Annotated in this window: 24 protein-coding genes; 21 read left to right on the forward strand and 3 right to left on the reverse strand. The window is 68.1% G+C overall.

Going from position 1 to position 25,806, the window contains the following annotated elements; all coding sequences use genetic code 11:
• Positions 1-102 precede the first annotated feature (102 nt).
• The 8 genes from KV106_RS09895 to KV106_RS09930 all read left to right on the forward strand — a co-directional run bounded on the left by KV106_RS09895 (position 103) and on the right by KV106_RS09930 (position 10,627).
• Positions 103-4,857: a glutamate synthase-related protein gene (locus KV106_RS09895; RefSeq protein ID WP_261209814.1), complete on the forward strand. Its 4,755-nt coding sequence runs from the start codon at positions 103-105 to the stop codon at positions 4,855-4,857.
• A gap of 39 nt (positions 4,858-4,896) precedes the next feature.
• Complete coding sequence (locus tag KV106_RS09900; protein WP_261209816.1) at positions 4,897-6,375, forward strand: glutamate synthase subunit beta; 1,479 nt, start codon at positions 4,897-4,899, stop codon at positions 6,373-6,375.
• Positions 6,376-6,546: 171 nt separating this feature from the next.
• Positions 6,547-7,374 (forward strand): ABC transporter ATP-binding protein, encoded by an 828-nt coding sequence (locus tag KV106_RS09905; RefSeq protein WP_261209818.1) that lies wholly within the window; start codon positions 6,547-6,549, stop codon positions 7,372-7,374.
• Complete coding sequence (gene mlaE / locus KV106_RS09910) at positions 7,371-8,153, forward strand: lipid asymmetry maintenance ABC transporter permease subunit MlaE (RefSeq protein ID WP_261209820.1); 783 nt, start codon at positions 7,371-7,373, stop codon at positions 8,151-8,153. The genes KV106_RS09905 and mlaE overlap by 4 nt, the downstream gene beginning before the upstream one ends.
• Before the next feature lie 39 nt (positions 8,154-8,192).
• Positions 8,193-8,681, forward strand: coding sequence for an outer membrane lipid asymmetry maintenance protein MlaD (gene mlaD, locus KV106_RS09915; protein ID WP_057596777.1), 489 nt, complete (start codon positions 8,193-8,195; stop codon positions 8,679-8,681).
• Between the two features lie 26 nt (positions 8,682-8,707).
• Positions 8,708-9,460 carry an MlaA family lipoprotein gene (locus tag KV106_RS09920; protein WP_261209822.1) on the forward strand — a complete coding sequence of 251 codons (753 nt, stop codon included), beginning with the start codon at positions 8,708-8,710 and terminating at the stop codon, positions 9,458-9,460.
• A 194-nt stretch (positions 9,461-9,654) separates the two neighbouring features.
• Positions 9,655-10,317, forward strand: coding sequence for an MlaC/ttg2D family ABC transporter substrate-binding protein (locus tag KV106_RS09925; RefSeq protein WP_261209824.1), 663 nt, complete (start codon positions 9,655-9,657; stop codon positions 10,315-10,317).
• A 34-nt stretch (positions 10,318-10,351) separates the two neighbouring features.
• Positions 10,352-10,627 carry an STAS domain-containing protein gene (locus KV106_RS09930; protein WP_261209826.1) on the forward strand — a complete coding sequence of 92 codons (276 nt, stop codon included), beginning with the start codon at positions 10,352-10,354 and terminating at the stop codon, positions 10,625-10,627.
• Positions 10,628-10,642: 15 nt separating this feature from the next.
• On the opposite strand, the gene KV106_RS09935 is transcribed toward KV106_RS09930, so the two are convergent.
• Positions 10,643-12,223: a serine hydrolase domain-containing protein gene (locus tag KV106_RS09935; RefSeq protein ID WP_261209828.1), complete on the reverse strand. Its 1,581-nt coding sequence runs from the start codon at positions 12,221-12,223 to the stop codon at positions 10,643-10,645.
• 159 nt (positions 12,224-12,382) lie between these two features.
• On the opposite strand from KV106_RS09935, the gene KV106_RS09940 reads away from it, so the two are divergent.
• The 13 genes from KV106_RS09940 (at position 12,383) to KV106_RS10000 (ending at position 23,478) form a co-directional block, all read left to right on the forward strand.
• Positions 12,383-13,330 (forward strand): ABC transporter ATP-binding protein, encoded by a 948-nt coding sequence (locus KV106_RS09940; protein ID WP_261209830.1) that lies wholly within the window; start codon positions 12,383-12,385, stop codon positions 13,328-13,330.
• Complete coding sequence (locus tag KV106_RS09945; protein ID WP_261209832.1) at positions 13,327-14,091, forward strand: ABC transporter permease; 765 nt, start codon at positions 13,327-13,329, stop codon at positions 14,089-14,091. Before KV106_RS09940 ends, KV106_RS09945 begins: the two co-directional genes overlap by 4 nt.
• Before the next feature lie 19 nt (positions 14,092-14,110).
• Positions 14,111-14,353 (forward strand): BolA family protein, encoded by a 243-nt coding sequence (locus KV106_RS09950; RefSeq protein WP_057596770.1) that lies wholly within the window; start codon positions 14,111-14,113, stop codon positions 14,351-14,353.
• 46 nt (positions 14,354-14,399) lie between these two features.
• On the forward strand, positions 14,400-15,683 hold the full coding sequence (gene murA, locus KV106_RS09955; protein WP_261209835.1) for a UDP-N-acetylglucosamine 1-carboxyvinyltransferase: 1,284 nt from the start codon (positions 14,400-14,402) through the stop codon (positions 15,681-15,683).
• The gene (gene hisG / locus KV106_RS09960; RefSeq protein ID WP_057596768.1) at positions 15,680-16,321 is read left to right on the forward strand and encodes an ATP phosphoribosyltransferase; all 642 of its coding nucleotides are present in this window, start codon (positions 15,680-15,682) and stop codon (positions 16,319-16,321) included. Before murA ends, hisG begins: the two co-directional genes overlap by 4 nt.
• A 23-nt stretch (positions 16,322-16,344) precedes the next feature.
• A complete protein-coding gene (gene hisD / locus KV106_RS09965; RefSeq protein WP_261209839.1) occupies positions 16,345-17,715 on the forward strand; it encodes a histidinol dehydrogenase in 1,371 nt (456 codons plus the stop codon).
• Positions 17,716-17,783: 68 nt separating this feature from the next.
• Positions 17,784-18,623, forward strand: a complete 840-nt coding sequence (locus KV106_RS09970; RefSeq protein ID WP_261209841.1) for a hypothetical protein — start codon at positions 17,784-17,786, stop codon at positions 18,621-18,623.
• An 8-nt stretch (positions 18,624-18,631) separates the two neighbouring features.
• Complete coding sequence (locus KV106_RS09975; protein ID WP_261209843.1) at positions 18,632-18,991, forward strand: hypothetical protein; 360 nt, start codon at positions 18,632-18,634, stop codon at positions 18,989-18,991.
• Between the two features lie 35 nt (positions 18,992-19,026).
• On the forward strand, positions 19,027-20,118 hold the full coding sequence (gene hisC / locus KV106_RS09980; protein WP_261209845.1) for a histidinol-phosphate transaminase: 1,092 nt from the start codon (positions 19,027-19,029) through the stop codon (positions 20,116-20,118).
• A complete protein-coding gene (hisB, locus tag KV106_RS09985) occupies positions 20,115-20,750 on the forward strand; it encodes an imidazoleglycerol-phosphate dehydratase HisB (protein ID WP_203204635.1) in 636 nt (211 codons plus the stop codon). The genes hisC and hisB overlap by 4 nt, the downstream gene beginning before the upstream one ends.
• Positions 20,751-20,801: 51 nt before the next feature.
• Positions 20,802-21,467: an imidazole glycerol phosphate synthase subunit HisH gene (gene hisH / locus KV106_RS09990; RefSeq protein ID WP_261209851.1), complete on the forward strand. Its 666-nt coding sequence runs from the start codon at positions 20,802-20,804 to the stop codon at positions 21,465-21,467.
• A gap of 66 nt (positions 21,468-21,533) precedes the next feature.
• A complete protein-coding gene (gene hisA, locus KV106_RS09995; RefSeq protein WP_261209853.1) occupies positions 21,534-22,277 on the forward strand; it encodes a 1-(5-phosphoribosyl)-5-[(5-phosphoribosylamino)methylideneamino]imidazole-4-carboxamide isomerase in 744 nt (247 codons plus the stop codon).
• A 16-nt stretch (positions 22,278-22,293) separates the two neighbouring features.
• Positions 22,294-23,478, forward strand: a complete 1,185-nt coding sequence (locus tag KV106_RS10000) for an AAA family ATPase (protein WP_261209856.1) — start codon at positions 22,294-22,296, stop codon at positions 23,476-23,478.
• Positions 23,479-23,490: 12 nt separating this feature from the next.
• Here KV106_RS10000 and KV106_RS10005 read toward each other — a convergent pair whose 3' ends face one another.
• Complete coding sequence (locus tag KV106_RS10005; protein ID WP_409976502.1) at positions 23,491-24,387, reverse strand: amino acid ABC transporter substrate-binding protein; 897 nt, start codon at positions 24,385-24,387, stop codon at positions 23,491-23,493.
• A gap of 13 nt (positions 24,388-24,400) precedes the next feature.
• On the reverse strand, positions 24,401-25,708 hold the full coding sequence (locus KV106_RS10010; RefSeq protein ID WP_057595260.1) for a dicarboxylate/amino acid:cation symporter: 1,308 nt from the start codon (positions 25,706-25,708) through the stop codon (positions 24,401-24,403).
• Positions 25,709-25,806: the final 98 nt, after the last annotated feature.

A 25,806-nucleotide genomic window follows, 5' to 3' on the forward strand; every position in this document is an offset into this window, starting at 1 on the left:
AAACTCAAGATTTAATCGGAATCTGACCCCTATTAAAGTGTTTGGCATTCTTTGTGCATCGCAATATGCTCCCAATCCCTGCGAAAACTGAAGGAGTGCGCCATGACGACGGCTGCCGAGATTCAACATCTCCAACAACACGGTCTGTATTCCGGTGCCGACGAGCACGATGCCTGCGGCGTCGGCTTCGTGGCCCACATCAAGGGCGAGAAGAGCCACGCCATCGTGCTGCAGGGCTTGAAGATCCTCGAGAACCTCGACCATCGCGGCGCGGTGGGCGCGGACAAGCTGATGGGCGACGGCGCCGGCATCCTGATCCAGCTGCCCGACCACCTGTACCGCGACGAGATGGCCAAGCAGGGCGTCACGCTGCCCCCACCGGGCGAGTACGGCGTCGGCATGATCTTCCTGCCGAAGGAACACGCCTCGCGCCAGGCCTGCGAGCAGGAAATGGAACGCGCGATCAAGGCCGAAGGCCAGGTGCTGCTGGGCTGGCGCGACGTGCCGGTCAACCGCGACATGCCGATGTCGCCCACCGTGCGCGAAAAGGAACCGCTGCTGCGCCAGGTCTTCATCGGCCGCGGCAACGACGTGATCGTGCAGGACGCGCTGGAACGCAAGCTCTACGTGATCCGCAAGACCGCGAGCGCCAACATCCAGCGCCTGAAGCTCAAGCACAGCAAGGAATACTACGTTCCGAGCATGTCGAGCCGCACCGTGGTCTACAAGGGCCTGCTGCTCGCCGACCAGGTCGGCACCTACTACCTCGACCTGCAGGACAAGCGCTGCGTCTCGGCCCTGGGCCTGGTGCACCAGCGCTTCTCGACCAACACCTTCCCCGAGTGGCCGCTGGCCCACCCGTACCGCTACGTCGCGCACAACGGCGAGATCAACACCGTCAAGGGCAACTACAACTGGATGAAGGCGCGCGAGGGCGTGATGTCCTCGCCCGTGCTGGGCCCCGACCTGCAGAAGCTCTACCCGATCAGCTTCGCGGGCCAGTCCGACACCGCCACCTTCGACAACTGCCTCGAGCTGCTGACGATGGCCGGCTACCCGATCAGCCAGGCCGTGATGATGATGATTCCCGAGCCCTGGGAACAGCACAGCACCATGGACCCGCGCCGCCGCGCGTTCTATGAATACCACGCCGCCATGCTCGAGCCCTGGGACGGCCCGGCCTCGATCGTGTTCACCGACGGCCGCCAGATCGGCGCCACGCTCGACCGCAATGGCCTGCGTCCCTCGCGCTATTGCGTGACCGACGACGACCTCGTCATCATGGCTTCCGAGTCGGGCGTGCTGCCCGTGCCCGAGCAGAAGATCGTGCGCAAGTGGCGCCTGCAGCCCGGCAAGATGTTCCTGATCGACCTCGAGCAAGGGCGCATGATCGACGACGAGGAGGTCAAGGCCACCCTCGCCAACAGCAAGCCCTACAAGCAGTGGATCGAGAACCTGCGCATCAAGCTCGACAGCGTGCAGGCCGAGCCGGTGGCCGCGCCGATCTCGCAGGTCGCGCTGCTCGACCGCCAGCAGGCCTTCGGCTACACCCAGGAAGACATCAAGTTCCTGATGAGCCCGATGGCGCAGGCCGGCGAAGAGGGCATCGGCTCGATGGGCAACGACAGCCCGCTGGCCGTGCTCTCGAGCAAGAACAAGCCGCTGTACAACTACTTCAAGCAGCTGTTCGCCCAGGTCACGAACCCGCCGATCGACCCGATCCGCGAAGCCATCGTGATGTCGCTGGTGTCCTTCATCGGCCCGAAGCCCAACCTGCTCGACATCAACCAGGTCAACCCGCCGATGCGGCTCGAGGTGAGCCAGCCGATCCTCGACTTCGCCGACATGGCGAAGCTGCGCGACATCGGCAAGTACACGCAGGGCAAGTTCAAGAGCTACGTGCTCGACATCACCTACCCGCTCGCCTGGGGCGACGAAGGCGTCGAAGCCAAGCTGGCCTCGCTGTGCGCCGAAGCCGTCGATGCCATCAAGGGCGGCCACAACATCCTGATCGTGAGCGACCGCGGCGTCGGCCCGACGCAGGTCGCGATCCCCGCCGTGCTGGCGCTGTCGGCCGTGCACCAGTACCTGGTGCGCGAGGGCCTGCGCACCACGGCCGGCCTGGTGGTGGAGACCGGCTCGGCGCGCGAGGTGCACCACTTCGCCGTGCTCGCGGGCTACGGCGCCGAGGCGGTCCATCCCTACCTCGCGATGGACACCCTGGCCGGCATGCACGCCGACCTGCCGGGCGCGCTGAGCGCCGAGAAGGCGATCTACAACTACGTGAAGGCGATCGGCAAGGGTCTGTCGAAGATCATGTCGAAAATGGGTGTCAGCACCTACATGAGCTACTGCGGCGCCCAGCTGTTCGAGGCCATCGGCCTGAACAGCGAGACCGTCAGCAAGTACTTCACCGGCACGGCCAGCCGCGTGGAAGGCATCGGCGTGTTCGAGATCGCAGAGGAAGCCATCCGCATGCACAAGGCCGCCTTCGGCGACGACCCGGTGCTCGCCAGCATGCTCGACGCCGGCGGCGAATACGCCTGGCGCACGCGCGGCGAAGAGCACATGTGGACGCCCGACGCGATCGCCAAGCTGCAGCACAGCACGCGCGCCAACAACTGGAACACCTACAAGGAATACGCCCAGCTCATCAACGACCAGAACCGCCGCCACCTCACGCTGCGCGGCCTGTTCGAGTTCAAGATCGATCCGGCGAAGGCGATTCCGGTCGATGAGGTCGAATCGGCGGCTGATATCGTCAAGCGCTTCGCCACCGGCGCGATGTCGCTGGGCTCGATCAGCACCGAGGCGCACTCGGTGCTGGCCGTGGCCATGAACCGCATCGGCGGCAAGAGCAACACCGGCGAAGGCGGCGAGGACCCCGCGCGCTACCGCAACGAACTCAAGGGCATCCCGATCAAGCAGGGCGACACGCTGCGCAGCGTGATCGGTGCCGAGAACGTCGAGGTCGACCTGCCGCTGAAGGACGGCGACTCGCTGCGCTCGCGCATCAAGCAGGTGGCCTCGGGCCGCTTCGGCGTCACGGCCGAGTACCTGCATTCGGCCGACCAGATCCAGATCAAGATGGCCCAGGGCGCGAAGCCGGGCGAGGGCGGCCAGCTGCCGGGCGGCAAGGTCACCGAGTACATCGGCAAGCAGCGCTACGCGGTGCCGGGCGTGGGCCTGATCTCGCCGCCGCCGCATCACGACATCTACTCGATCGAGGACCTGGCCCAGCTGATCCACGACCTGAAGAACACCGCGCCGCACGCCAGCATCAGCGTGAAGCTGGTCAGCGAGATCGGCGTCGGCACCATCGCCGCGGGCGTGGCCAAGTGCAAGAGCGACCACGTCGTGATCGCCGGCCATGACGGCGGCACGGGCGCCTCCCCCTGGTCGTCGATCAAGCATGCGGGCAGCCCGTGGGAAATCGGCCTGGCCGAGACCCAGCAGACGCTGGTGCTCAACCGCCTGCGCAGCCGCATCCGCGTGCAGGCCGACGGCCAGATGAAGACCGGTCGCGACGTCGCCATCGGCGCGCTGCTGGGCGCCGACGAGTTCGGCTTCGCCACCGCGCCGCTGGTGGTCGAGGGCTGCATCATGATGCGCAAGTGCCACCTCAACACCTGCCCGGTGGGCGTGGCCACGCAGGACCCGGTGCTGCGCAAGAAGTTCTCGGGCAAGCCCGAGCACGTCGTCAACTACTTCTTCTTCGTCGCGGAGGAAGTGCGCCAGATCATGGCCCAGCTCGGCATCCGCAAGTTCGACGACATGATCGGCCGCGCCGACCTGCTCGACATGCGCAAGGGCATCGAGCACTGGAAGGCCTCGGGCCTCGACTTCAGCCGCCTGTTCGCGCTGCCGAACGTGCCGGCCGACGTCTCGCGCTTCCATGTCGAGAACCAGGACCACGGCCTCGACAAGGCGCTCGACGTCCGGCTGATCGAGAAGTCGCGTCCCGCGATCGACAAGGGCGAGAAGGTGCAGTTCATCGAGGTGGCGCGCAACGTCAACCGCTCGGTGGGCGCGATGCTCTCGGGCGCGCTGACCAAGGTGCATCCGCAGGGCCTGCCCGACGACTCGATCCGCATCCAGCTCGAGGGCACGGGCGGCCAGTCGTTCGGTGCCTTCCTGGCGCGCGGCATCACGCTGTACCTGATCGGCGACGCCAACGACTACACCGGCAAGGGCCTGTCGGGCGGCCGCGTGGTGGTGCGCCCCAGCCTCGACTTCCGCGGCGAGGCCGCGCGCAACACCATCGTCGGCAACACCGCGCTGTACGGCGCGACCACCGGCGAGGCCTACCTGTGCGGCGTGGCCGGCGAGCGCTTCGCGGTGCGCCTGTCGGGCGCCACGGCGGTCATCGAAGGCACCGGCGACCACGGCTGCGAGTACATGACCGGCGGCACGGTGGCCGTGCTCGGCAAGACCGGGCGCAACTTCGCGGCCGGCATGAGCGGCGGCGTGGCCTTCGTCTACGACGAGGACGGCCAGTTCGCCTCGCGCTGCAACATGGCGATGGTCTCGCTCGACAAGGTGCTGACCTCGGCCGAGCAGACCGCCAGCGTGCATCGCAAGATCTGGCACGGCGGCGAAACCGACGAGGCCCAGCTGAAGAAGCTGCTCGAGGACCACCACCGCTGGACCGGCAGCAAGCGCGCGCGCGAGCTGCTCGACACCTGGGCCGTGTCGCGCACCAAGTTCGTCAAGGTCTTCCCCAACGAGTACAAGCGCGCCCTGGCCGAGCTGCACGACCGCAAGGTCGAGCTCACCAGCACCGGCAACAACGCGCATGTCGGCCTCGAGCCGCATGCGATCGCCGCCGCGCCCAAGACGGTGCCGGCCGCCGCCTGAAGGCGCGGGTGAACGAAGACACAACGAAGGAACAGCACGATGGGAAAGATCACCGGTTTTCTGGAGCATGAGCGCATCGAGGAGGGCTATCGCCCGGTCGAGGAGCGGCTCAAGCACTACAAGGAATTCGTCGTCGGCCTGGACACCGACCAGGCGAAGGTGCAGGGCGCGCGCTGCATGGACTGCGGCACGCCGTTCTGCAACAGCGGCTGCCCGGTCAACAACATCATTCCGGACTTCAACGACCTGGTGTACCGCAACGATTGGCGCAACGCCTTCGCGGTGCTCGACTCGACCAACAACTTCCCCGAGTTCACCGGCCGCATCTGCCCCGCGCCCTGCGAGGCGGCCTGCGTGCTCAACGTGAACGACGACGCGGTCGGCATCAAGTCGCTCGAGCACGCCATCATCGACCGCGCCTGGGACGAAGGCTGGGTTGCGCCGCGCGTGGCCAAGCACAAGACCGGCAAGAAGGTCGCCGTGGTGGGCGCGGGCCCGGCCGGCATGGCCGCCGCCCAGCAGCTCGCGCGCGCCGGCCACGATGTGACGCTGTTCGAGAAGAACGACCGCATCGGCGGCCTGCTGCGCTACGGCATCCCCGACTTCAAGATGGAGAAGTCGCACATCGATCGCCGCGTCGAGCAGATGAAGGCCGAGGGCGTGGTGTTCCGCACCGGCGTGGTCGTCGGCGCCGCCAAGGATCCGCTGGGCAAGGGCTCGAAGGTCACCAACCTGGCCAAGGAAAGCGTCACGCCCGAGCAGTTGCAGAAGGACTTCGACGCCGTGCTGCTGACCGGCGGCGCCGAGCAGTCGCGCGACCTGCCCGTGCCCGGCCGCGACCTCGACGGCATCCATTTCGCGATGGAGTTCCTGCCGCAGCAGAACCGCGTCAACGCGGGCGACAAGGTCAAGGGCCAGCTGCGCGCCGACGGCAAGCACGTGATCGTCATCGGCGGCGGCGACACCGGCTCCGACTGCGTGGGCACCAGCAACCGCCATGGCGCCGTGAGCGTCACGCAGTTCGAGCTGATGCCGCAGCCGCCCGAGGAAGAGAACCGTCCGCTGACCTGGCCCTACTGGCCGATCAAGCTGCGCACCAGCTCCAGCCACGACGAGGGCTGCGAGCGCGAGTTCGCGATCTCCACGAAGGAGTTCATCGGCGAGAAGGGCAAGATCACCGGCCTGAAGACCGTTCGCGTCGAATGGAAGGACGGCAAGATGCAGGAAGTGGCCGGCAGCGAGCAGGTGCTCAAGGCCGACCTCGTGCTGCTCGCGATGGGCTTCGTGAGCCCCGTGGCGACCGTGCTTGATGCCTTCGGCGTCGAGAAGGATGCGCGCGGGAATGCGAAGGCCAGCGTCGACTTCATCGGTGGCTATGCCACCAACGTGCCGAAGGTCTTTGCCGCCGGCGACATGCGCCGTGGCCAGTCGCTGGTGGTCTGGGCGATCCGCGAGGGCCGCCAGGCCGCGCGCTCGGTCGACGAGTTCCTGATGGGCTTCAGCGACCTGCCGCGCTGATTCCGGGCACCGCGCCCGCCGTCTCCAGGGCGGCGGGCTTCTCCTCCAAACGGAGCAGGCTGCCACGGCTGAAATTTGTTTCAATTCGGCGGGGCTTCTCGCGGCTCCTTTATCATCCGCGGAAACCGCATGCCGGGATGCCTCCTCAGGGCGCCCGGCTTTTTTATTGAGATGGACCCAGCCGCACAGCCACAGCCCTTCGTAGAGTTTCGCGACGTTCGCTTCGGTTATGGCGCGCGCGCGATCCTCGATGGCGTCTCGTTCTCGCTGCCGCGCGGCAAGGTCACGGCGCTCATGGGCGCCTCGGGCGGCGGCAAGACCACCGTGCTGCGCCTGATCGGCGGCCAGCAGCGCGCCCAGCGCGGCGAGGTGCTGTTCGACGGCCAGGACGTCGGCCGCATGGACCCCACCGCGCTCTATGCCGCGCGGCGCCGCATGGGCATGCTGTTCCAGTTCGGCGCGTTGTTCACCGACATGAGCGTGCTCGACAACGTGGCTTTTCCGCTGCGCGAACACACCGAACTGCCCGAGGCGCTGGTGCGCGACATCGTGCTGATGAAGCTCGACGCCGTCGGCCTGCGCGGCGCGCGCGACCTGCTGCCCAGCGAAGTCTCGGGCGGCATGGCGCGGCGCGTGGCGCTGGCGCGCGCGATCGCGCTCGACCCCGACTTCGTGATGTACGACGAACCCTTCGCCGGCCTCGACCCGATCTCGCTCGGTACCGCGGCGCGGCTGATCCGCCAGCTCAACGACACGCTGGGACTCACCAGCATCATCGTGTCGCACGACGTGGAGGAGACCTTCCGCATCGCCGACCAGGTGATCGTGCTCGCCAACGGCGGCATCGCCGCGCAGGGCACGCCCGACGAGGTGCGTAACAGCAGCGATCCGCTGGTGCACCAGTTCGTGCATGCGCTGCCCGACGGGCCGGTGCGCTTCCACTATCCGGGCGTCAGCATCGAGGACGATTTCGGTCCCGCGCATGGAGGCCATCCATGAGCTGGTGGAACCCGCGCGACGTCGGCTTCGCCGTGCGCAGCAAGCTGGCCGATCTCGGCCATGGCGCCAAGCTGTTCATGCGGCTGGCCTTCCAGGGCTCGCGCAGCCTGCGCCGCTTCGCGCTGGTGCGCGACCAGATCCATTTCCTCGGCAACTATTCGCTCGCGATCATCGCGGTGTCGGGTCTTTTCGTGGGCTTCGTGCTCGGGCTGCAGATGTATTACGCGCTGCAGCGCTACGGTTCCTCCGAGGCGCTCGGCCTGCTGGTCACGCTGAGCCTGGTGCGCGAGCTCGGGCCGGTGGTGGCGGCGCTGCTGTTCGCGGGCCGCGCCGGCACCTCGCTCACGGCCGAGATCGGCCTCATGAAGGCCGGCGAGCAACTCAGCGCCATGGAGATGATGGCGGTCGATCCGGTGCAGCGCATCCTCGCGCCGCGCTTCTGGGCCGGCGTGATCACCATGCCGCTGCTGGCGGCCGTGTTCAGCGCGGTCGGCATCCTCGGCGGCTACGTGGTGGGCGTGCTGATGCTCGGCGTCGATCCCGGCGCGTTCTGGGGCCAGATGCAGGCGGGCGTCGATGTCTGGCGCGATGTCGGCAACGGCGTCATCAAGAGCATCGTGTTCGGCTTCACCGTGACTTTCATTGCGTTGCTGCAGGGCTATGAGGCGCAGCCCACGCCCGAGGGCGTGTCGCGCGCCACCACCCGCACCGTGGTGGCGGCCTCGCTGTCGGTGCTGGGGCTCGATTTCCTGCTCACCGCCATGATGTTCAGTATCTGAAGGGGCTCGCCCCGATCGTTCTAGATAGAGAGTGCAACCATGCAACGTTCCAACAACGACATCTGGGTCGGCCTGTTCGTGCTGCTCGGGGCGGCCGGGCTGCTGTTTCTCGCGCTGCAGTCGGCCAACCTGCTGAGCCTGAACTTCCAGAAGACCTACACCGTCACCGCGCGCTTCGACAACATCGGCGGCCTCAAGCCGCAGACGGCCGTCAAGAGCGCCGGCGTGGTGATCGGCCGCGTGCAATCGATCTCGTTCAACGACAAGACATTTCAGGCCGACGTGACGCTGGCTTTGCAAAACCGTTACAGTTTTCCCAAGGACAGTTCGCTGAAGATCCTCACCAGTGGCCTGCTCGGCGAGCAGTACATCGGGATCGAGGCGGGTGTCGAGGAGAAGAACCTGCAGGCCGGCGACACGATCACCGCCACCCAATCGGCGGTGGTGCTCGAGAACCTGATCAGCCAGTTCCTCTACAGCAAGGCCGCCGAGGGGAGTTCCACGCCGGCCAACACCAACAAGAAATGAAAAACCGTCACCCCATGTCGAATGCTATGAAGAACATAGCGACCTATGCCCGCTGGATGGGCATTTCTGCTCTTCTGTCGGTGCTCGCCGCGTGCGCCACCGGCCCGCAGGCCAATCCGCTCGACCCGTTCGAGCCCTTCAACCGAGGCGTGACCCGCTTCAACGACACCGTCGACGAGAACGTGCTCGTGCCGGTGGCCACCACCTATACCCGCGTGCTGCCTTCGCTGGTGCGCACCGGTGTCACCAACTTCTTCAACAACGTGGGCGACGTCTGGAACCTCGCCAACAACGTCGCGCAGGGCAAGGTGCAGAACAGCGCCCAGACCTTCATGCGTTTGAACGTCAACACGATCTTCGGTCTCGGCGGCCTGCTCGACATCGCCACCGAGGCGGGCATCGACCGCCACGACGAGGATTTCGGCCAGACGCTCGGCTACTGGGGCGTGGGTTCGGGTCCGTACCTCGTGCTGCCGCTGCTCGGCCCCTCGACCGTGCGCGATGCCGCGGCGCTGCCGGTGGACCGCTGGGGCGATCCGATCTCGCACATGAACGACGTGGCGTGGCGCAATTCGCTCAACGTGTTGAACCTGGTCGACACCCGTGCCAAGTACCTGCGCGCCGGCCGCCTGCTCGACGATGCGGCGCTCGACAAGTACACCTTCACGCGCGACGCCTATCTGCAGCACCGCCGCAGCGACATCTACGACGGCAACCCGCCCGACGAGCGCGAGGACATCGACCCCAAGGACGGCGCCAAGGGCAGCGACGGCAAGTAGGCCTTTGCCGCTGCCCGGAGCGCGGCTTTTCGAGGTCAGGAGGCCACGGCCTTCGCTTGCATCCGGTTGCAGGCTTCATCCGACGTTCAGGAACCCGGTAGGCCGGTAGCCTGTCGAAACCGTTCCAGACTTGGCGCGGCTGCTCTCTTTTTCGAAGGGCCGCGCGGCAGATTCAACCAGAGGGACTCACGATCATGACAAAAACCCAGACCTTGATTCAACGACGCAGCCTCGGCCGCCTGGTGCTGGCCGGCGCGCTGCTGATCGGCGCCGGCGTCGCCTTCGTGCGCCCCGCGCAGGCCGCGGACGAAGCGCCCGACGCGCTGGTCAAGCGGCTGTCGACCGACGTGCTCGAGACCATCAAGGCCGACACCTCGATCAAGGCCGGCGACGTCAACAAGATCATGCTGCTGGTCGACAGCAAGATCATGCCGAACGTCAACTTCCAGCGCATGACCGCCTCGGCCGTCGGCCCGGCCTGGCGCCAGGCCACGCCCGAGCAGCAAAAGCGCCTGCAGGAAGAGTTCAAGACCCTGCTGGTGCGCACCTATGCCGGCGCGCTCGACCAGGTGAGCGACCAGACCGTCACGGTGCGCCCGTACCGCGGTTCGCCCGACGACAAGGAAGTGCTGGTGCGCACCGAGGTCCGCGGCCGCGGTGACCCGGTCCAGCTCGACTACCGCCTCGAGAAGACGCCCGGCCAGGGCGGCGGCTGGAAGGTCTACAACCTCAACGTGCTCGGCGTGTGGCTGGTCGATACCTACCGCACCCAGTTCTCGCAGGAGATCAACGCCCGCGGCATCGACGGCCTGATCACCGCGCTGGCGGCCCGCAACAAGGGCGGCGGCAAGGGCTGAGCCCGGCCGGGTCCATCGAGAAGGAGCCGAGGCCATGCTGGTCCTGCCGACGAAGCTCACGCACGACGAGGCGCCCGCCTGCATGCGCATGCTGCAGAAGGGCCTCGCCGGTCAGGGCGACGCCTCCGCCACCGTGGTCGACGCCAGCGCGCTGGTGCAGTTCGACTCGTCGGCGCTGGCGGTGCTGCTCGAATGCCGCCGCGAGGCCAGCGCGCTCGGGCGCGGCTTCGCGGTGAAGGGCCTGTCGCCGCGGCTGCGCGAGCTGGCGGCGCTCTACGGCATCGCCGGACTGCTGCCGGCCGCGCCCTGAGGGCGCTCCTCATCCTCAGGAGGCGGGAATCGCCTCCATCAGCAGCTTCAACGCATCGTTCAGCGGCCGGCCATAGGCCGGCGCGCCCTTCGAGTGCCCGATGCGCACCACCACCAGGTCGTGCGAGGGCACGATCAGCACCACCTGTCCGTCCGCGCCCAGCATGTAGTAGGCCGAGGTCGGCACCGGGAACGCTGTGGTGTTGTTCATCGTCCCGTTGAGCCAGAAGAAGCCGCCGTAGATCGGTCGCTTGTCGGCCGCCCAGCCTGGCGCCACGGTGCGCACGAAATTCACGAAACCCTCGGGCAGGATGCGCTCGCCGTTCCAGACGCCGTCCTGCAGGTACAGGTTGGCCAGCCGCGCCCAGTCGCGGCCCGACATGAAGTCGTAGCCCTGTGCCAGGAAGTTGCCGTAGGGATCGGTCTCCAGCACCATCGAGCGGATGCCGATCCGGTCGAACAGCTCGCGCTGCGGGAACGAGAGGTACTCCTCGCCGCGCTTCTCGACCGCGAGGCGCACCAGGTAGCTGGCCAGCACGGGATCGGTGTTGCGGTAGCGGCCCACGAGGTTGGGTTGCCACTGCTGCGGCCGCGTGGCGGCGTAGTTGAAGGCGTTGATGCGCCCCGTGTAGAAGTAGATGTGGTCGGGGTAGGTGCCGTTCGGGTCGAAGTCCGGATCGTCGGGTGCCTTGATGCGCAGCCCGCTCGACATGTGCAGCAAGTCCGAGATGCGGATCTTCTGGCGGCCGTCGCCTTCGCCCTGCCACTCGGGGATCGGTGCCGGCTGGTCGAGGGTGTAGACGCCCTGCCGGATCAGCACGCCCATCATGGTGGCCACCACGCTCTTGCCCATGGACCACGACTCCAGCGGCGTCGTCGGGCCGATGCCCGGCATGTAGCGCTCGGCGAGGATCCGCCCCTTGTGCGTGACCACGAAGGCCGAGGTGTAGGCCTCGGGCACGCCGAAGGCGGCGCTCACGGCCTGGTTCACCTTGGTCATGTTCACGTTGGCCGGGAACGGGGTGCTCGGCAGCACGTCGCCCATCGGCCAGGGCTGGGTGGACGGGTCGGGCAGCGCGCTCTTGACCTCCAGCGGGGTGAAGAAGACGTCGTCGCGCCCTGGCGGCAGCGTCACGCAGCCTTGCGAGCCGAACTGGCGCGCGGTCAGCGTGGGCCCGCCCGGGATGGCGATGCGCACTTCGCGCTTCGCGCGGTCGACCACCGGCTTGCCGACCTTCTTGCGCTCCGAATAGGGCCCGACGAAGTAGCCGACGGTCTCGGCGGCGACGTCCGGGTCGAGCCCGGTGATGAAGACCGCCGAGCACATCGCCTTGGCATAGCCCGAGGTGTTGTGCTCGAGCACGTTGCCGGGCGGCGGCACGTAGGGGGTGGCGAGTTCCAGCGACCGGGCGCGCGCGATCAGGGCTTCGCGCGAGGGCAGTTCGGCCGTGGTGTTGGTCGGCGGGTTGCCCCCGACGATGGGCAGGCCGCCGCCCCCACCACCGCCGCCTCCACCGCCGCAGGCGGACAGCAGGCTTGCAAGAACCAGGACTCCGGCGGCCAGCCAGGGCCGGGGAGGACGGTGCAACGATCGCATCACGAGGGCTCCTTGCGACGGCCGGCGGTGGCGGTGCCCCGCCCGGCGTCGGGCGCGATTCTGACCCCAACCGGCCTCGCGGTCCTTAAGGGTCCGCCGGGCTTGCATTCCCGCACGAACTGCGCTGGAGGACCCGCGCCCTTAAAATCCCGGCCTCCCATGCCCGCGATCTCATTCCAATCGGTCTCCAAGACCTATCCTCCCTCACGACAGCAGCGGGCCCAGGGCAAGACCGGGCTGCGGGCGGTCGACGAGGTCAGCTTCGACATCGAGCCCGGCGAGTTCTTCGGCCTGCTCGGTCCCAACGGGGCCGGCAAGACCACGCTGATCAGCATGCTCGCTGGCCTGTCGCGGCCCACCGCCGGGTCGATCCGCGTGCATGGCTTCGACGTGCAGCGCGACTACGCCCAGGCCCGCCGCCAGCTCGGCATCGTGCCGCAGGAGTTGGTGTTCGACCCCTTCTTCAACGTGCGCGAGTCGCTGCGCATCCAGTCGGGCTACTTCGGCATCACCAACAACGAGGCCTGGATCGACGAGCTGCTGCAGAGCCTGGGCCTGGCCGACAAGGCCACCGCCAACATGCGCCAGCTCTCGGGCGGCATGAAGCGCCGCGTGCTGGTGGCGCAGGCGCTGGTGCACAAGCCGCCGGTGATCGTGCTCGACGAGCCCACCGCGGGCGTCGACGTCGAGCTGCGCCAGACGCTGTGGCAGTTCGTCGCGCGGCTCAACAAGCAGGGCAGCACGGTGTTGCTGACCACCCATTACCTCGAGGAAGCCGAGGCGCTGTGCAGCCGCATCGCGATGCTCAAGCTCGGGCGCGTGATCGCGCTGGACCGCACCAGCGAGCTGCTGAAGTCGGCCGCGAGCAACGTGCTGCGCTTCAAGACCGATGCGATGCTGCCCTGGGAAATCGCCCGGCATGCGCGCATCACGGGCCGCATCGTGCAGCTGCCGGCGCAGAACGCGCACGAGGTCGAACAACTGCTGGCCGCCATCCGGCAGGCCGGCGTGGCGGTGGAAGACGTGGAAATGCGCAAGGCCGACCTGGAAGACGTGTTCATCGACCTGATGGCGGGCGAGCAGACGCCGCTGGAGGTCGCGCGATGATGGCTGTCACGGGTTGGCGCGCGCTGCTCTACAAGGAGACGCTGCGCTTCTGGAAGGTCGGCTTCCAGACCGTCGGCGCGCCGGTGCTCACCGCGCTGCTGTACCTGATGGTGTTCGGCCATGTGCTCGAGGACCATGTGAAGGTCTACGGCACCGTCGGCTACACCGCCTTCCTGATCCCGGGCCTGGTGATGATGAGCGTGCTGCAGAACGCGTTCGCCAACAGCTCGTCCTCGATCATCCAGAGCAAGATCATGGGCAACCTCGTGTTCGTGCTGCTCACGCCGCTGTCGCACTGGGGCTGGTTCCTCGCCTACGTCGGCTCCTCGGTGATCCGCGGGCTGGCGGTGGGGCTCGGCGTGTTCCTGGTCACGATCTTCTTCGCCATGCCGGATTTCGCGGCGCCGGTCTGGATCCTGGTGTTCGCGCTGCTCGGCTCGGCCATGCTCGGCACGCTGGGCCTGATCGCCGGGCTCTGGGCCGAGAAGTTCGACCAGATGGCCGTGTTCCAGAATTTCCTGATCATGCCCATGACCTTCCTGTCGGGCGTGTTCTATTCGATCGGCTCGCTGCCGCCGTTCTGGCAGTCGGTGAGCCACCTGAACCCCTTCTTCTACATGATCGACGGCTTCCGCTACGGTTTCTTCGGCGTCAGCGACGCCTCGCCGTGGCTGAGCTTCGGGATCGTCGGCAGCGCCTGGCTCGTGGTCAGCGCGATCGCGGTCCACCTGCTGAAGATCGGCTACAAAATCCGAGGCTGAACGGCCCACCCCACATTCCATGACCGCAGACCAACTCAAGGCCATCATCCAGTCCCACCTGCCGTGCGAGCACATCGCGCTCGAGGGGGACGGCCGACATTGGTATGCCACCATCGTCTCGGCCGAATTCGAGGGCAAGCGCTCGATCCAGCGCCATCAGCGGGTCTACGCCACCCTCGGTGCGAAAATGCATACCGACGAGGTGCATGCGCTCTCGATGAAGACCTACACGCCGTCCGAATGGGCGGCGGCTGAAAAATAACTCTCCGGGCCTGCGGGCCCTTTGCGAGCCACTCGCTGGACCTTCGATGGACAAACTCCTGATTCGCGGCGGGCGCCAGCTCCGCGGCGAAGTACTCATTTCCGGCGCCAAGAACGCCGCGCTGCCCGAGCTCTGCGCGGCCCTGCTGACCGACCAGCCCGTGGTGCTGCACAACGTGCCGCGCCTGCAGGACGTGTCGACCATGCTCAAGCTGGTGCGCAACATGGGCGTGTCGGCCGAACGCGACGACAACGGCACCGTGCGCCTGAACGCCGGCGACCTGACCCGCCCCGAGGCCCCGTACGAACTCGTGAAAACCATGCGCGCCTCGGTGCTGGCGCTGGGCCCGCTGCTGGCGCGCTTCGGCCACGCCAAGGTGTCGCTGCCGGGCGGCTGCGCCATCGGCTCGCGGCCGGTCGACCAGCACATCAAGGGCCTGCAGGCCATGGGTGCCGAGATCGTGGTCGAGCACGGCTACATGGTCGCGCGCCTGCCGGCCGGCCGCACGCGCCTGAAGGGCGCGCGGATCCTGACCGACATGGTGACCGTCACCGGCACCGAGAACTTCCTGATGGCCGCCGCGCTGGCCGAGGGCGAGACGCTGCTCGAGAACGCCGCGCAGGAGCCCGAGATCGTCGACCTGGCCGAGATGCTGATCCGCATGGGCGCGAAGATCGAGGGCCACGGCACCAGCCACATCCGCATCCAGGGCGTGGAGAAGCTGCACGGTTGCGAGCACGCCGTGGTGGCCGACCGCATCGAGGCCGGCACCTTCCTGTGCGCCGTGGCGGTCGCGGGCGGCGAGGCCCTGCTGCGCCACGCGCGCGGCGACCACCTCGACGCGGTGATCGACAAGCTGCGCGACGCCGGCTGCGAAGTGGGCTGCGAGCCGGACGGCATCCGCATCGCCTCGAAGGGGGCCGAACAGCTCGAGGCCCAGAGCTTCAGCACCACCGAATACCCGGGCTTCCCGACCGACATGCAGGCGCAGTTCATGGCGCTCAACGTGATCGCGCACGGCGCCTCGATGGTCACCGAGACCATCTTCGAGAACCGCTTCATGCATGTGAACGAGATGGTGCGCCTGGGCGCGCGCATCCACGTCGAGGGCAAGGTGGCGATGGTCGAGGGCGTGCAGCAGCTCTCGGGCGCCACCGTGATGGCGACCGACCTGCGCGCCTCGGCCAGCCTGGTCATCGCCGGCCTGGTGGCCGAGGGCGAGACCCTGGTCGACCGCATCTACCACCTGGACCGCGGCTACGACCGCATGGAAGCCAAGCTGCGCGGCCTGGGTGCCGACATCGAACGCGTGACCGGAGCCATCGCATGATCACCCTGGCGCTTTCCAAAGGCCGCATCTTCGAAGAGACCATGCCGCTGCTGGCCGCCGCCGGCATCGAGGTCACGGAAGACCCCGAGAAGTCGCGCAAGCTGATTCTCGGCACCACCCGCCCCGACGTGCGCGTGGTGCTGGTGCGTGCCTCCGACGTGCCGACCTACGTGCAGTACGGCGGCGCCGACCTCGGCGTGACCGGCCTGGACGTGCTGCTCGAGCACGGCAACCAGGGCCTGTACCAGCCGCTCGACCTGCGCATCGCCGCCTGCCGCCTCAGCGTGGCCGTGCGCGCCGACTACGACTACGCCTCGGCCGTGCGCCAGGGTTCGCGCCTCAAGGTCGCGACCAAGTACGTGGGCCTGGCGCGCGACTTCTTCGCCAGCAAGGGCGTGCACGTCGACCTGATCAAGCTCTACGGCAGCATGGAGCTCGCGCCGCTGACCGGCCTGGCCGACGCCATCGTCGATCTGGTCTCGACCGGCAACACGCTCAAGGCCAACCAGCTGGTCGAGGTCGAGCGCATCATGGACATCAGCGCGCGCCTGGTCGTCAACCAGGCCGCGCTCAAGCTCAAGCGCGAACCCATCCGCCGCATCATCGACGCCTTCGCGTCGGCCATTCCCTCCGCCTGATCCCTCGAACCGCACTTCGCCAAATGACCCTGCAAGCAGCCCCCGCCCGACTGTCCACGACTTCAGCCAGCTTCGATGCTGAATTCAAGGCGCGGCTGCATTGGTCCGCGGATGCCGATGCCGCGATCGAGAAGACGGTGGCCGACATCCTGGCCGACGTGCAGGCGCGCGGCGACGCGGCCGTGCTCGAGTACACGCGCCGCTTCGATGGCCTGGGTGCCACCGCCGTGAGCGAGCTCGAGCTGACGCAGGCCGACTTCAAGCAGGCCTTCGACTCGCTGCCCGCCGTGCAGCGCGAGGCACTGCAGGCCGCGGCCGACCGCGTGCGCAGCTACCACGAGGCGCAGAAGAAGGCCTCGGGCGAGAGCTGGAGCTATCGCGACGCCGACGGCACGCTGCTGGGCCAGAAGGTCACGCCGCTCGATCGCGTCGGCATCTACGTGCCCGGCGGCAAGGCTGCCTATCCGTCGAGCCTGCTGATGAACGCGATTCCGGCCCACGTGGCCGGCGTGGGCGAGATCATCATGGTCGTGCCGACTCCCGTGAAGGGCAGCGTCGCCACCGGCGGCGCCGGCGGCGAATCGTCCGGCAAGGGCGAGCGCAACGTGCTGGTGCTGGCGGCCGCCTACGTGGCCGGCGTCACGCGCGCCTTCACCATCGGCGGCGCGCAGGCCGTGGCCGCGCTGGCCTACGGCACCGCGACCATTCCCGCGGTCGACAAGATCACCGGTCCCGGCAATGCCTACGTGGCCGCCGCCAAGCGCCGCGTGTTCGGCACCGTGGGCATCGACATGATCGCGGGCCCGAGCGAGATCCTGGTGCTGGCCGACGGCAGCACCCCGCCCGACTGGGTGGCGATGGACCTGTTCAGCCAGGCCGAGCACGACGAGCTCGCGCAGAGCATCCTGCTGTGCCCCGACGCCGCCTACATCGACCGCGTGCAGGCCGAGATCGACCGCCTGCTGCCGACCATGCCGCGCGCGGCGATCATCGCCGCCTCGCTTAACGGCCGCGGCGCGCTGATCCACACGAAGAGCATGGAAGAGGCCTGCGAGATCAGCAACCGCATCGCGCCCGAACACCTCGAGGTCAGCAGCAGCGAGCCGCAGCGCTGGGAGCCGCTCTTGCGCCACGCCGGCGCGATCTTCCTCGGCGCCTTCACCAGCGAGAGCCTCGGCGACTACTGCGCCGGCCCGAACCACGTGCTGCCCACCAGCGGCACCGCGCGTTTCTCGAGCCCGTTGGGCGTGTACGACTTCCAGAAGCGCTCGAGCCTGATCGAGGTCAGCGAGGCCGGGGCCCAGGTGCTCGGGCCGATCGCCGTCACGCTGGCCGAGGGCGAGGGCCTGCAGGGCCACGCCGAGGCCGCGCGCATGCGGCTGCGCAAGGTTTGAGGGGCGCGCCCGCGCGTCCGGTCCGGATTCCGTTTCCGTCCACAACCCGCTCGGGAGGAGCAAGCCTGATGATGAATCAACGTCTGCGTCGTTCGCGCCTGTTCAAGTTCGCCTTCGGCCTGCTGGCCGGTGCCGCGCTGCTCGTGGCCTGCACCCCGATGCCGCGCACCCAGACCCGGAGCCAGGCCGAGGCGGTGCCGAGCACGGCCGCCGCCGCACCGGCGCCGCGCCTCGGAACCCAGTGGGGCGAGGGCCGCGAATCGAACACGCGCAGCGTGCAGGTCCAGCGCTACACGCCCGACCAGCCCGACGAGGTCGCCTCCATCGGCTACAACGATGCCGCCAGCGTGCGCCGCGGCGTCGGCGCCAACCCCGAGCGCCGGCTCAACCTGCAGCTGGCGCAGGGCGACGTCGAATGGTCGGTGATCGACGAATCGGGCCGCGCGATCCCGCTGCAGCGCGCGCGCCGCGGCAGCGGTGGCGACGAGAATTTCCGCCTCGCGGGCGCCGAGGGCGCGCGCTACACGCTGCGCTTTCGCAACCTCAGCGACCGCAGCTACGAGGTGATCGCCACGGTCGACGGCCTCGACGTGCTCAACGGCAAGCCCGGCAGCCTGCGCAACGGCGGCTACGTGCTGCGGCCGCTGCAGGTGATCGACATCGAGGGCTTCCGCAAGAGCCAGTCCGAGGTCGCGGCCTTCCGCTTCGCCACGCCGGGCCGCGCCTATGCCGCCAACACCGAGGCCGGCGACGCGCGCAACATCGGCATCCTCGGCGCCGCGCTGTTCGAGATCGCGCAGCCCGACGCCCCGCGCCGTCCGCGCCGCGGCCCCGATGCCGCGCAGCCCAATGCCTTCCCGGCCGACGGCGCGACCGGCTACGCGCCGCCGCCGCGCTACGCGAAGTGAGGTCCGCCATGCAGCGCATGCGTCTCCTGCTGCTGCCGCTCGCGCTGGCCGCGGCCAGCCTGGGCGCGCAGGCCATGAGCATCCGCGAGTTCCACACCCTCGAGGTGAAGGAGAAGAAGCAGGGCAAGGCCTACGCCAGCTACTACCTCGTGGGCGTGCTCGAGGGCCTGCGCGAGGCCGGCGATGCCGCGCGCCGCGCGGGCCAGAAGCCGCTGTTCTGCGTCGACGGCCGCCGGCTCGAGCCCTCGATGGCGCGCTCGCTGTTCGAGGCCGAGCTCAAGCGCAATGCCGAGCTCTACGAGGCCGACATGCCGGTGCAGCTGGTGCTGTCGACCGCGCTGCAGAACAGCTTCCGCTGCGCTTCCTGATTTTTTCCATCGACCGTTTTCCCCCGAGTCCCCCGATGTCCGACACCACCGCCTCCGTTCCCGCGCTCCAGCGCATCCGCGCCGACGTGCGCGCCATGCATGCCTATGCCGTGCAGGACGCGCGCGGCCTGGTCAAGCTCGACGCGATGGAGAACCCCTTCGGCCTGCCGCCCGCGCTGCAGGCCGAGCTCGGCGCGCGGCTCGGCGCGCTGGCGCTCAATCGCTACCCGGGCGAGCGCGGCGCCGACCTGCAGCGCGCGCTGGCCGCGCAGGCGCGCCTGCCCGAGGGCTTCTCGCTGGTGCTGGGCAACGGCTCGGACGAGTTGATCTCGCTGCTCGCGATCGCCTGCGACCTGCCGGGTGCCAGCGTGCTGGCACCGCTGCCGGGCTTCGTCATGTACGCCATGAGCGCCCAGCTCCAGGGCCTGCGCTTCGTGGGCGTGCCGCTCACGGCCGACTTCGAGCTCGACGAGGCCGCCATGCTGGCCGCGATCGCGCGCGAGAAGCCGGCCATCGTCTATCTGGCCTACCCGAACAACCCGACCGCCAACCTCTGGGACGACGCGGTGCTCGAGAGGATCGTCGAGGCCCAGGGGGCGCAGGGCGGCCTGGTGGTGATCGACGAGGCCTACCAGCCCTTCGCCGCGCGCAGCTACATCGACCGCCTCGCGAAGCACCGCCACGTGCTGCTGATGCGCACCCTCAGCAAGTTCGGCCTGGCCGGCATCCGGCTGGGCTACCTGATGGGCCCGGCCGCGCTGATCGCCGAGATCGACAAGGTGCGTCCGCCCTACAACGTCAGCGTGCTGAACTGCGAGTGCGCGCTGTTCGCGCTCGAGCATGCCGAGGTGTTCGAGGCCCAGGCGAAGCAGATCCGTGAGGAGCGCGAGCGGCTGATGATGGGGCTCGGCCGGCTGCCGGGCGTCAAGGTCTGGCCCAGCGACGCCAACATGATCCTGTTGCGCGTGCCCGACGCCGCCCGCACCTTCGACGGCATGAAGGCGCGCGGGGTGCTGGTGAAGAACGTTTCTAAAATGCACGAACTGCTCGCGAACTGCCTGCGCCTGACCGTCGGAACGGCCGACGAGAATGCCAGGATGCTCGCGGCGCTCGAAGCCTCACTATGACCACCCCCCAAGCCGCCCCCGCGGCCACCCCCGACGCCCTCGCCGCGCGCACCGCCACGGTCGCGCGCAACACCGCCGAGACGAAGATCACCGTCAGCGTCAACCTCGACGGCACCGGCCGCGCCAAGCTGGCCACCGGCATCGGCTTCTTCGACCACATGCTCGACCAGATCGCCCGCCACGGGCTGATCGACCTCGAGATCGACTGCCAGGGCGACCTGCACATCGACGGCCATCACACGGTGGAAGACGTGGGCATCACGCTGGGCCAGGCCGTGGCCAAGGCCGTGGGCGACAAGAAGGGCATCCGCCGCTACGGCCATGCCTACGTGCCGCTCGACGAGGCGCTCAGCCGCGTGGTCATCGACTTCTCGGGCCGGCCCGGCCTCGAGATGCACGTGCCCTTCACCAGCGGGATGATCGGCGCCTTCGACAGCCAGCTCACCTACGAGTTCTTCCAGGGTTTCGTGAACCACGCCTTCGTCACGCTGCACATCGACAACCTCAAGGGCGTCAACGCGCACCACCAGTGCGAGACCGTGTTCAAGGCCTTCGCCCGCGCCCTGCGCGCCGCGCTCGAACTCGATCCGCGTTCGGCCGGTGTCATTCCCTCGACCAAGGGCTCGCTCTGATCCTGCAAGCGGAACAGCGTGCCATTGCACGCTCCGCCTGTCATTGAAGCTATGAAAACTGTAGCAAACAACGCCAACACCGTCGCCGTGGTGGATTACGGCATGGGCAATCTGCATTCCGTCGCGCAGGCGGTGCGCCATGCCGCCGACCAGGTCGGCGTCGAGGTGTTCGTGACTTCCGATCCCGAGGTGGTGCGCAAGGCCACGCGCGTGGTGCTGCCGGGGCAGGGCGCCATGCCCGACTGCATGCGCGAGCTGCGCGATTCGGGGCTGCTCGAATCGGTGCTCGAGGCCGCGGCGACGAAGCCGCTGTTCGGCGTCTGCGTGGGCATGCAGATGCTGCTGTCGCGCAGCGACGAGGGACCGACCGACGGGCTCGGCCTGATTCCGGGCGAGGTGGTCCGCTTCGAGCTCGAAGGTCGGTTGCAGCCCGACGGCAGCCGCTTCAAGGTGCCGCAGATGGGCTGGAACCAGGTGCGCCAGGCGCAGCCGCACGCGGTGTGGGCCGGGGTGCCCGACGGCAGCCACTTCTATTTCGTGCACAGCTTCTATGCGCGGCCGGTCGATGCGCGCCACAGCGTGGGCGAAGCCGAATACGGGGCATGCTTTACCGCCGCCATCGCACGCGATAACATTTTTGCCACCCAGTTCCACCCGGAGAAGAGTGCGGACCACGGGTTGCAGCTCTACCGAAACTTCCTCCACTGGAATCCCTGAACACCTCGTTCCCCTGACCGGGCGCCGCCGGCCGGCGCCCTTTCGTTGCACTCTCGCGTCACTTTCATGCTCCTCATCCCAGCGATCGACCTCAAAGACGGCCATTGCGTACGCCTGAAACAAGGCGACATGGAACAGTCCACCATCTTCAGCGAAGACCCCGCGGCCATGGCGCGCAAGTGGGTCGAGGCGGGCGCCCGGCGCCTGCACCTGGTCGACTTGAACGGGGCTTTCGCGGGCAAGCCGCAGAACCACGCGGCGATCAAGGCGATCCTGAAGGAGGTCGGCGACGACATCCCGGTGCAGCTCGGCGGCGGCATCCGCGACCTCGACACCATCGAGCGCTACATCGACGACGGCCTGCGCTACGTGATCATCGGCACTGCCGCCGTGAAGAACCCGGGCTTCCTCAAGGACGCCTGCAGCGCCTTCGGCGGCCACATCATCGTGGGCCTCGACGCCAAGGACGGCAAGGTCGCCACCGACGGCTGGAGCAAGCTCACGGGCCACGAGGTGGCCGACCTGGGCAAGAAGTTCGAGGACTACGGCGTCGAGTCGATCATCTACACCGACATCGGCCGCGACGGCATGCTGTCGGGCATCAACATCGACGCCACGGTCAAGCTCGCGCGCGCGCTGAGCATCCCCGTCATCGCCTCGGGCGGCCTGTCGAACATGGCCGACATCGACCAGCTCTGCGCGGTCGAGTCCGAAGGCGTCGAGGGCGTGATCTGCGGCCGCGCCATCTATTCGGGCGACCTCGACTTCGGACAGGCGCAGGCGCGCGCCGACGAACTGGCCGGCGCCTGAGAGGGCCTGGCGGCGCGTGCTGTCCGCGCTCGCCATCGCCAACTACCGCTCGCTGCGCCAGCTCACGGTGCCGCTCGCGCGGCTCACCGTGGTCACCGGGCCCAACGGCAGCGGCAAATCGAGCGTCTACCGCGCCATGCGCCTCTTGGCCGAGATCGCCAACGGCGGCGCGATCCGTTCGCTGGTGCGCGAGGGCGGGCTGTCCTCCACGCTGTGGGCCGGGCCCGAGCGCTTCTCGGCCGCCATGCTGCGCGGCGAGATGCCGGTGCAGGGCACCACGCGCAGCGAACCGGTCGCGCTGAAGCTGGGCTTCGCGGGCGCCAGCGCCGAAGACTTCGGCTACGCGATCGACATCGGCCTGCCGCCGCCGATTCCCTCGACCGCCTTCTCGCGCGACCCCGAGATCAAGCACGAGGCCATCTGGGCCGGTCCGCTGCTGCGGCCGTCCACGCAGCTGGTCGACCGCAAGGGCGCCTCGCTGCGGCTGCGCGACGGCCGAGGCTGGCAGCCGGTGGGCCGGCCGATCCCGTCCTTCGCGAGCATGATGACCGAGCATGCCGACCCGCGCGACGCGCCCGAGATGCTCACCTTGCGCGAGCAGATGCGCTCCTGGCGCTTCTACGACCACTTCCGCTCGGACGCCGAGGCGCCGGCGCGCCAGCCGCAGCTCGGCACCCGCACGCCGGTGCTGGCCAACGATGGTGCCGACCTCGCGGCCGCGCTGCAGACCATCCGCGAGATCGGCGACGGCGAAGCGCTCGATCGCGCCGTGGACGACGCCTTTCCGGGCGCGCGCATCGAGATCGACGCCGCGGGCGACCGCTTCCAGACTCTGATGCACCAGCACGGCCTGCTGCGCGCGCTGACCGCCGCCGAGCTGTCCGACGGCACCTTGCGTTACCTGCTGTGGATCGCGGCGTTGCTCACGCCGCGCCCGCCCGCGCTGCTGGTGCTCAACGAACCCGAGACCAGCCTGCATCCCGACTTGCTGCCCGCGCTCGGCCGGCTGATCGCGCATGCGGCGCGCGAGTCGCAGGTGATCGTGGTGTCGCACGCCTCGCGGCTGATCGCCGCGCTCGAGGAGGCGGCCGCGGGCGGCGTGGAGCTGCAGTCGGTGGTGCTCGAGAAGCGCCTGGGCGAGACCCGCATCGCGAACCTCGACATGAGCGAGATTCCGCGCTGGGAGTGGCCGGCGCGCTGAAAGCGGCCCCGGCTACTCGGCCTTCACCGACATCGTCTTGATGATCGTCTCGAGCTGCGCGCTCATCGGCAGGTCGAGGCTGGCACCCGTGGGCAGCTTGCGCAGGAACCAGCGCTTGTACTGGCGTTCGATCTCGCCGTCCTCGGCCAGCACCTGGAAGCTGTCGTTGATCACCTTCGCGAGCTGCGGATCGCCCTTGCGGTACATGATCCCGTAGGGGTCGTAGGAGAGGAAGTCGCCGACCACGCGGTAGTCGGCCTGGGCGTTCTCCTGCGCGATCAGGCCGTAGAGCAGCACGTCGTCGGTCGCGAAGGCATCGGCCTGGCCGCTCTTCACGAGCGCGAAGGACTCGGCATGGTCGCGCGCCACCTGCAGCTGGATGCCGAGCTTGAACTTCTCGGAGAGATCGCGAAGCGTCTTCTCGTTGGTGGTGCCGGCTGTCACCGCCACCTTGCGGCCCGCGAGGTCGCGGAACGAGGCGATCGGCGTGCCCCTCTTCACCAGCACCTTGGTGCCCGAGACGAAGATCGTCGGCGAGAAGCTCACGCGCTTCTGGCGTTCGAGGTTGCTGGTGGTCGAGCCGCATTCGAGGTCGACCTTGCCGCTCGTGACCGCGTCGAAGCGCGAGTCGGAGGTGACCGGCTCCCACCGGATCGCGAGCGTGCGGTCGACCGCGTTGCCGATCGCCGTGACCAGCTCGCGGCACAGTTCGATCGAATAGCCGACCGGTTCCTTGCGCGTGTTGAGGAAGGAGAAGGGCACCGAGGATTCGCGGTAGCCGATGGTGATGGCGCCGCTGGCGCGCGCCTTGGCGAGCGTGCCGGTGAGAAGCTCCTGGGCTTGCACCGCGCCGGCCGCGAGCAGCAGGGCCGCGCAGGCCAGGGCGGTCCTGCCAGGCATCGTTGTCATGCCGTGCATCGCCTCAGCCATGCGCCGGATGCGCGAGCGTCGCGGCCGCTTCCTCGTCGAGCCGGGCCGCGTTGAGCTCGGCCTCGCTCTCCGGCAGCAGCTCGCCTTCCCACTTGGCGACCACCGCGGTGGCGATCGAATTGCCCACCGCGTTGGTGGCCGAGCGGCCCATGTCGAGGAAGGTGTCCACGCCCAGGATCAGCAGCAGGCCGGCCTCGGGAATGTCGAAGTGGTTGAGCGTGGCGGCGATCACCACCAGCGAGGCGCGCGGCACGCCGGCCATGCCCTTGGAGGTGAGCATCAGGATCAGCAGCATCGTGATCTGCGTGCTGATCGGCATGTGGATGTTGTAGGCCTGCGCGATGAACAGCACGGCGAAGGTGCAGTACATCATCGAGCCGTCGAGGTTGAACGAGTAGCCCATCGGCATCACGAAGCTCGAGATCTTGCGCTTGACGCCGAAGCGGTCGAGCGCCTGCAGGATCTTCGGGTACGCGGCTTCCGAACTGGCGGTGGCGAACGAGAGCAGGAAGGCTTCCTTGATCAGCACCAGGAGCTTGAACACGCGCGGCCCGAGGAAGGTGAAGCCCGCGAGGATCAGCACGCCCCACAGCACGAACAGGCCGAGGTAGAAGTCGCGCATGAACACCGCGAACTTGATCAGGATGCCCAGCCCGTTGACCGCCACCGTGGCGGCCATGGCGGCCAGCACCGCGAGCGGCGCGAGCTTCATCACGTAGCCCGTGATCTTCAGCATCGCGTGCGAGAGCTCCTCGGTGGCGGCGACCAGCGTCTTCGCCTTGTCGCCGAGCGAGGCCAGCGCCACGCCGAAGAACATCGAGAACACCACGATCTGCAGGATCTCGTTGTTGGCCATGGCCTCGACGAAGGACTTCGGCACCGTGTGGCTCACGAAGTCCTTGAAGGTGAACTTGGAGGTCGCGAGGTTCGCCGAGGCGCCGATGTCGGGCAGCGGCAGGCCCAGGTTGGCGCCGGGCTCGAGCAGGTTGGCCATCACCAGGCCGATCACCAGCGAGATCAGCGAGGCCGTGAGGAACCAGCCGATGGCCTTGCCGAACACCCGGCCCACCGACTTGGCGTCGCCCATGTGCGCGATGCCGACCACGAGCGTGGAGAACACCAGCGGCCCGATCAGCATCTTGATCAGGCGCAGGAACACGTCCGAGACGATCGAGACGTAGCCCGCGATCTCCTTGGCGGTTCCCTTGTCCGGGAAGCTCGCGAAGATCATGTAGCCGAGGATGATGCCGAGCACCATGGCAATCAGGATCCACGCCGCCATCGGCAACTTCTTCTTCATTCGATTCCCCTTGTCCTTGGTTGTGTGAGCGTTTTTTTGGGCAGGCACAGGGTATCCAAGAAGGCCCCGGGCTTGCAATCGGGGCCTGACCATGCAGT

The sequence above is a fragment of the Variovorax endophyticus genome (genome assembly GCF_025376855.1).
Lineage (GTDB): Bacteria > Pseudomonadota > Gammaproteobacteria > Burkholderiales > Burkholderiaceae_C > Variovorax.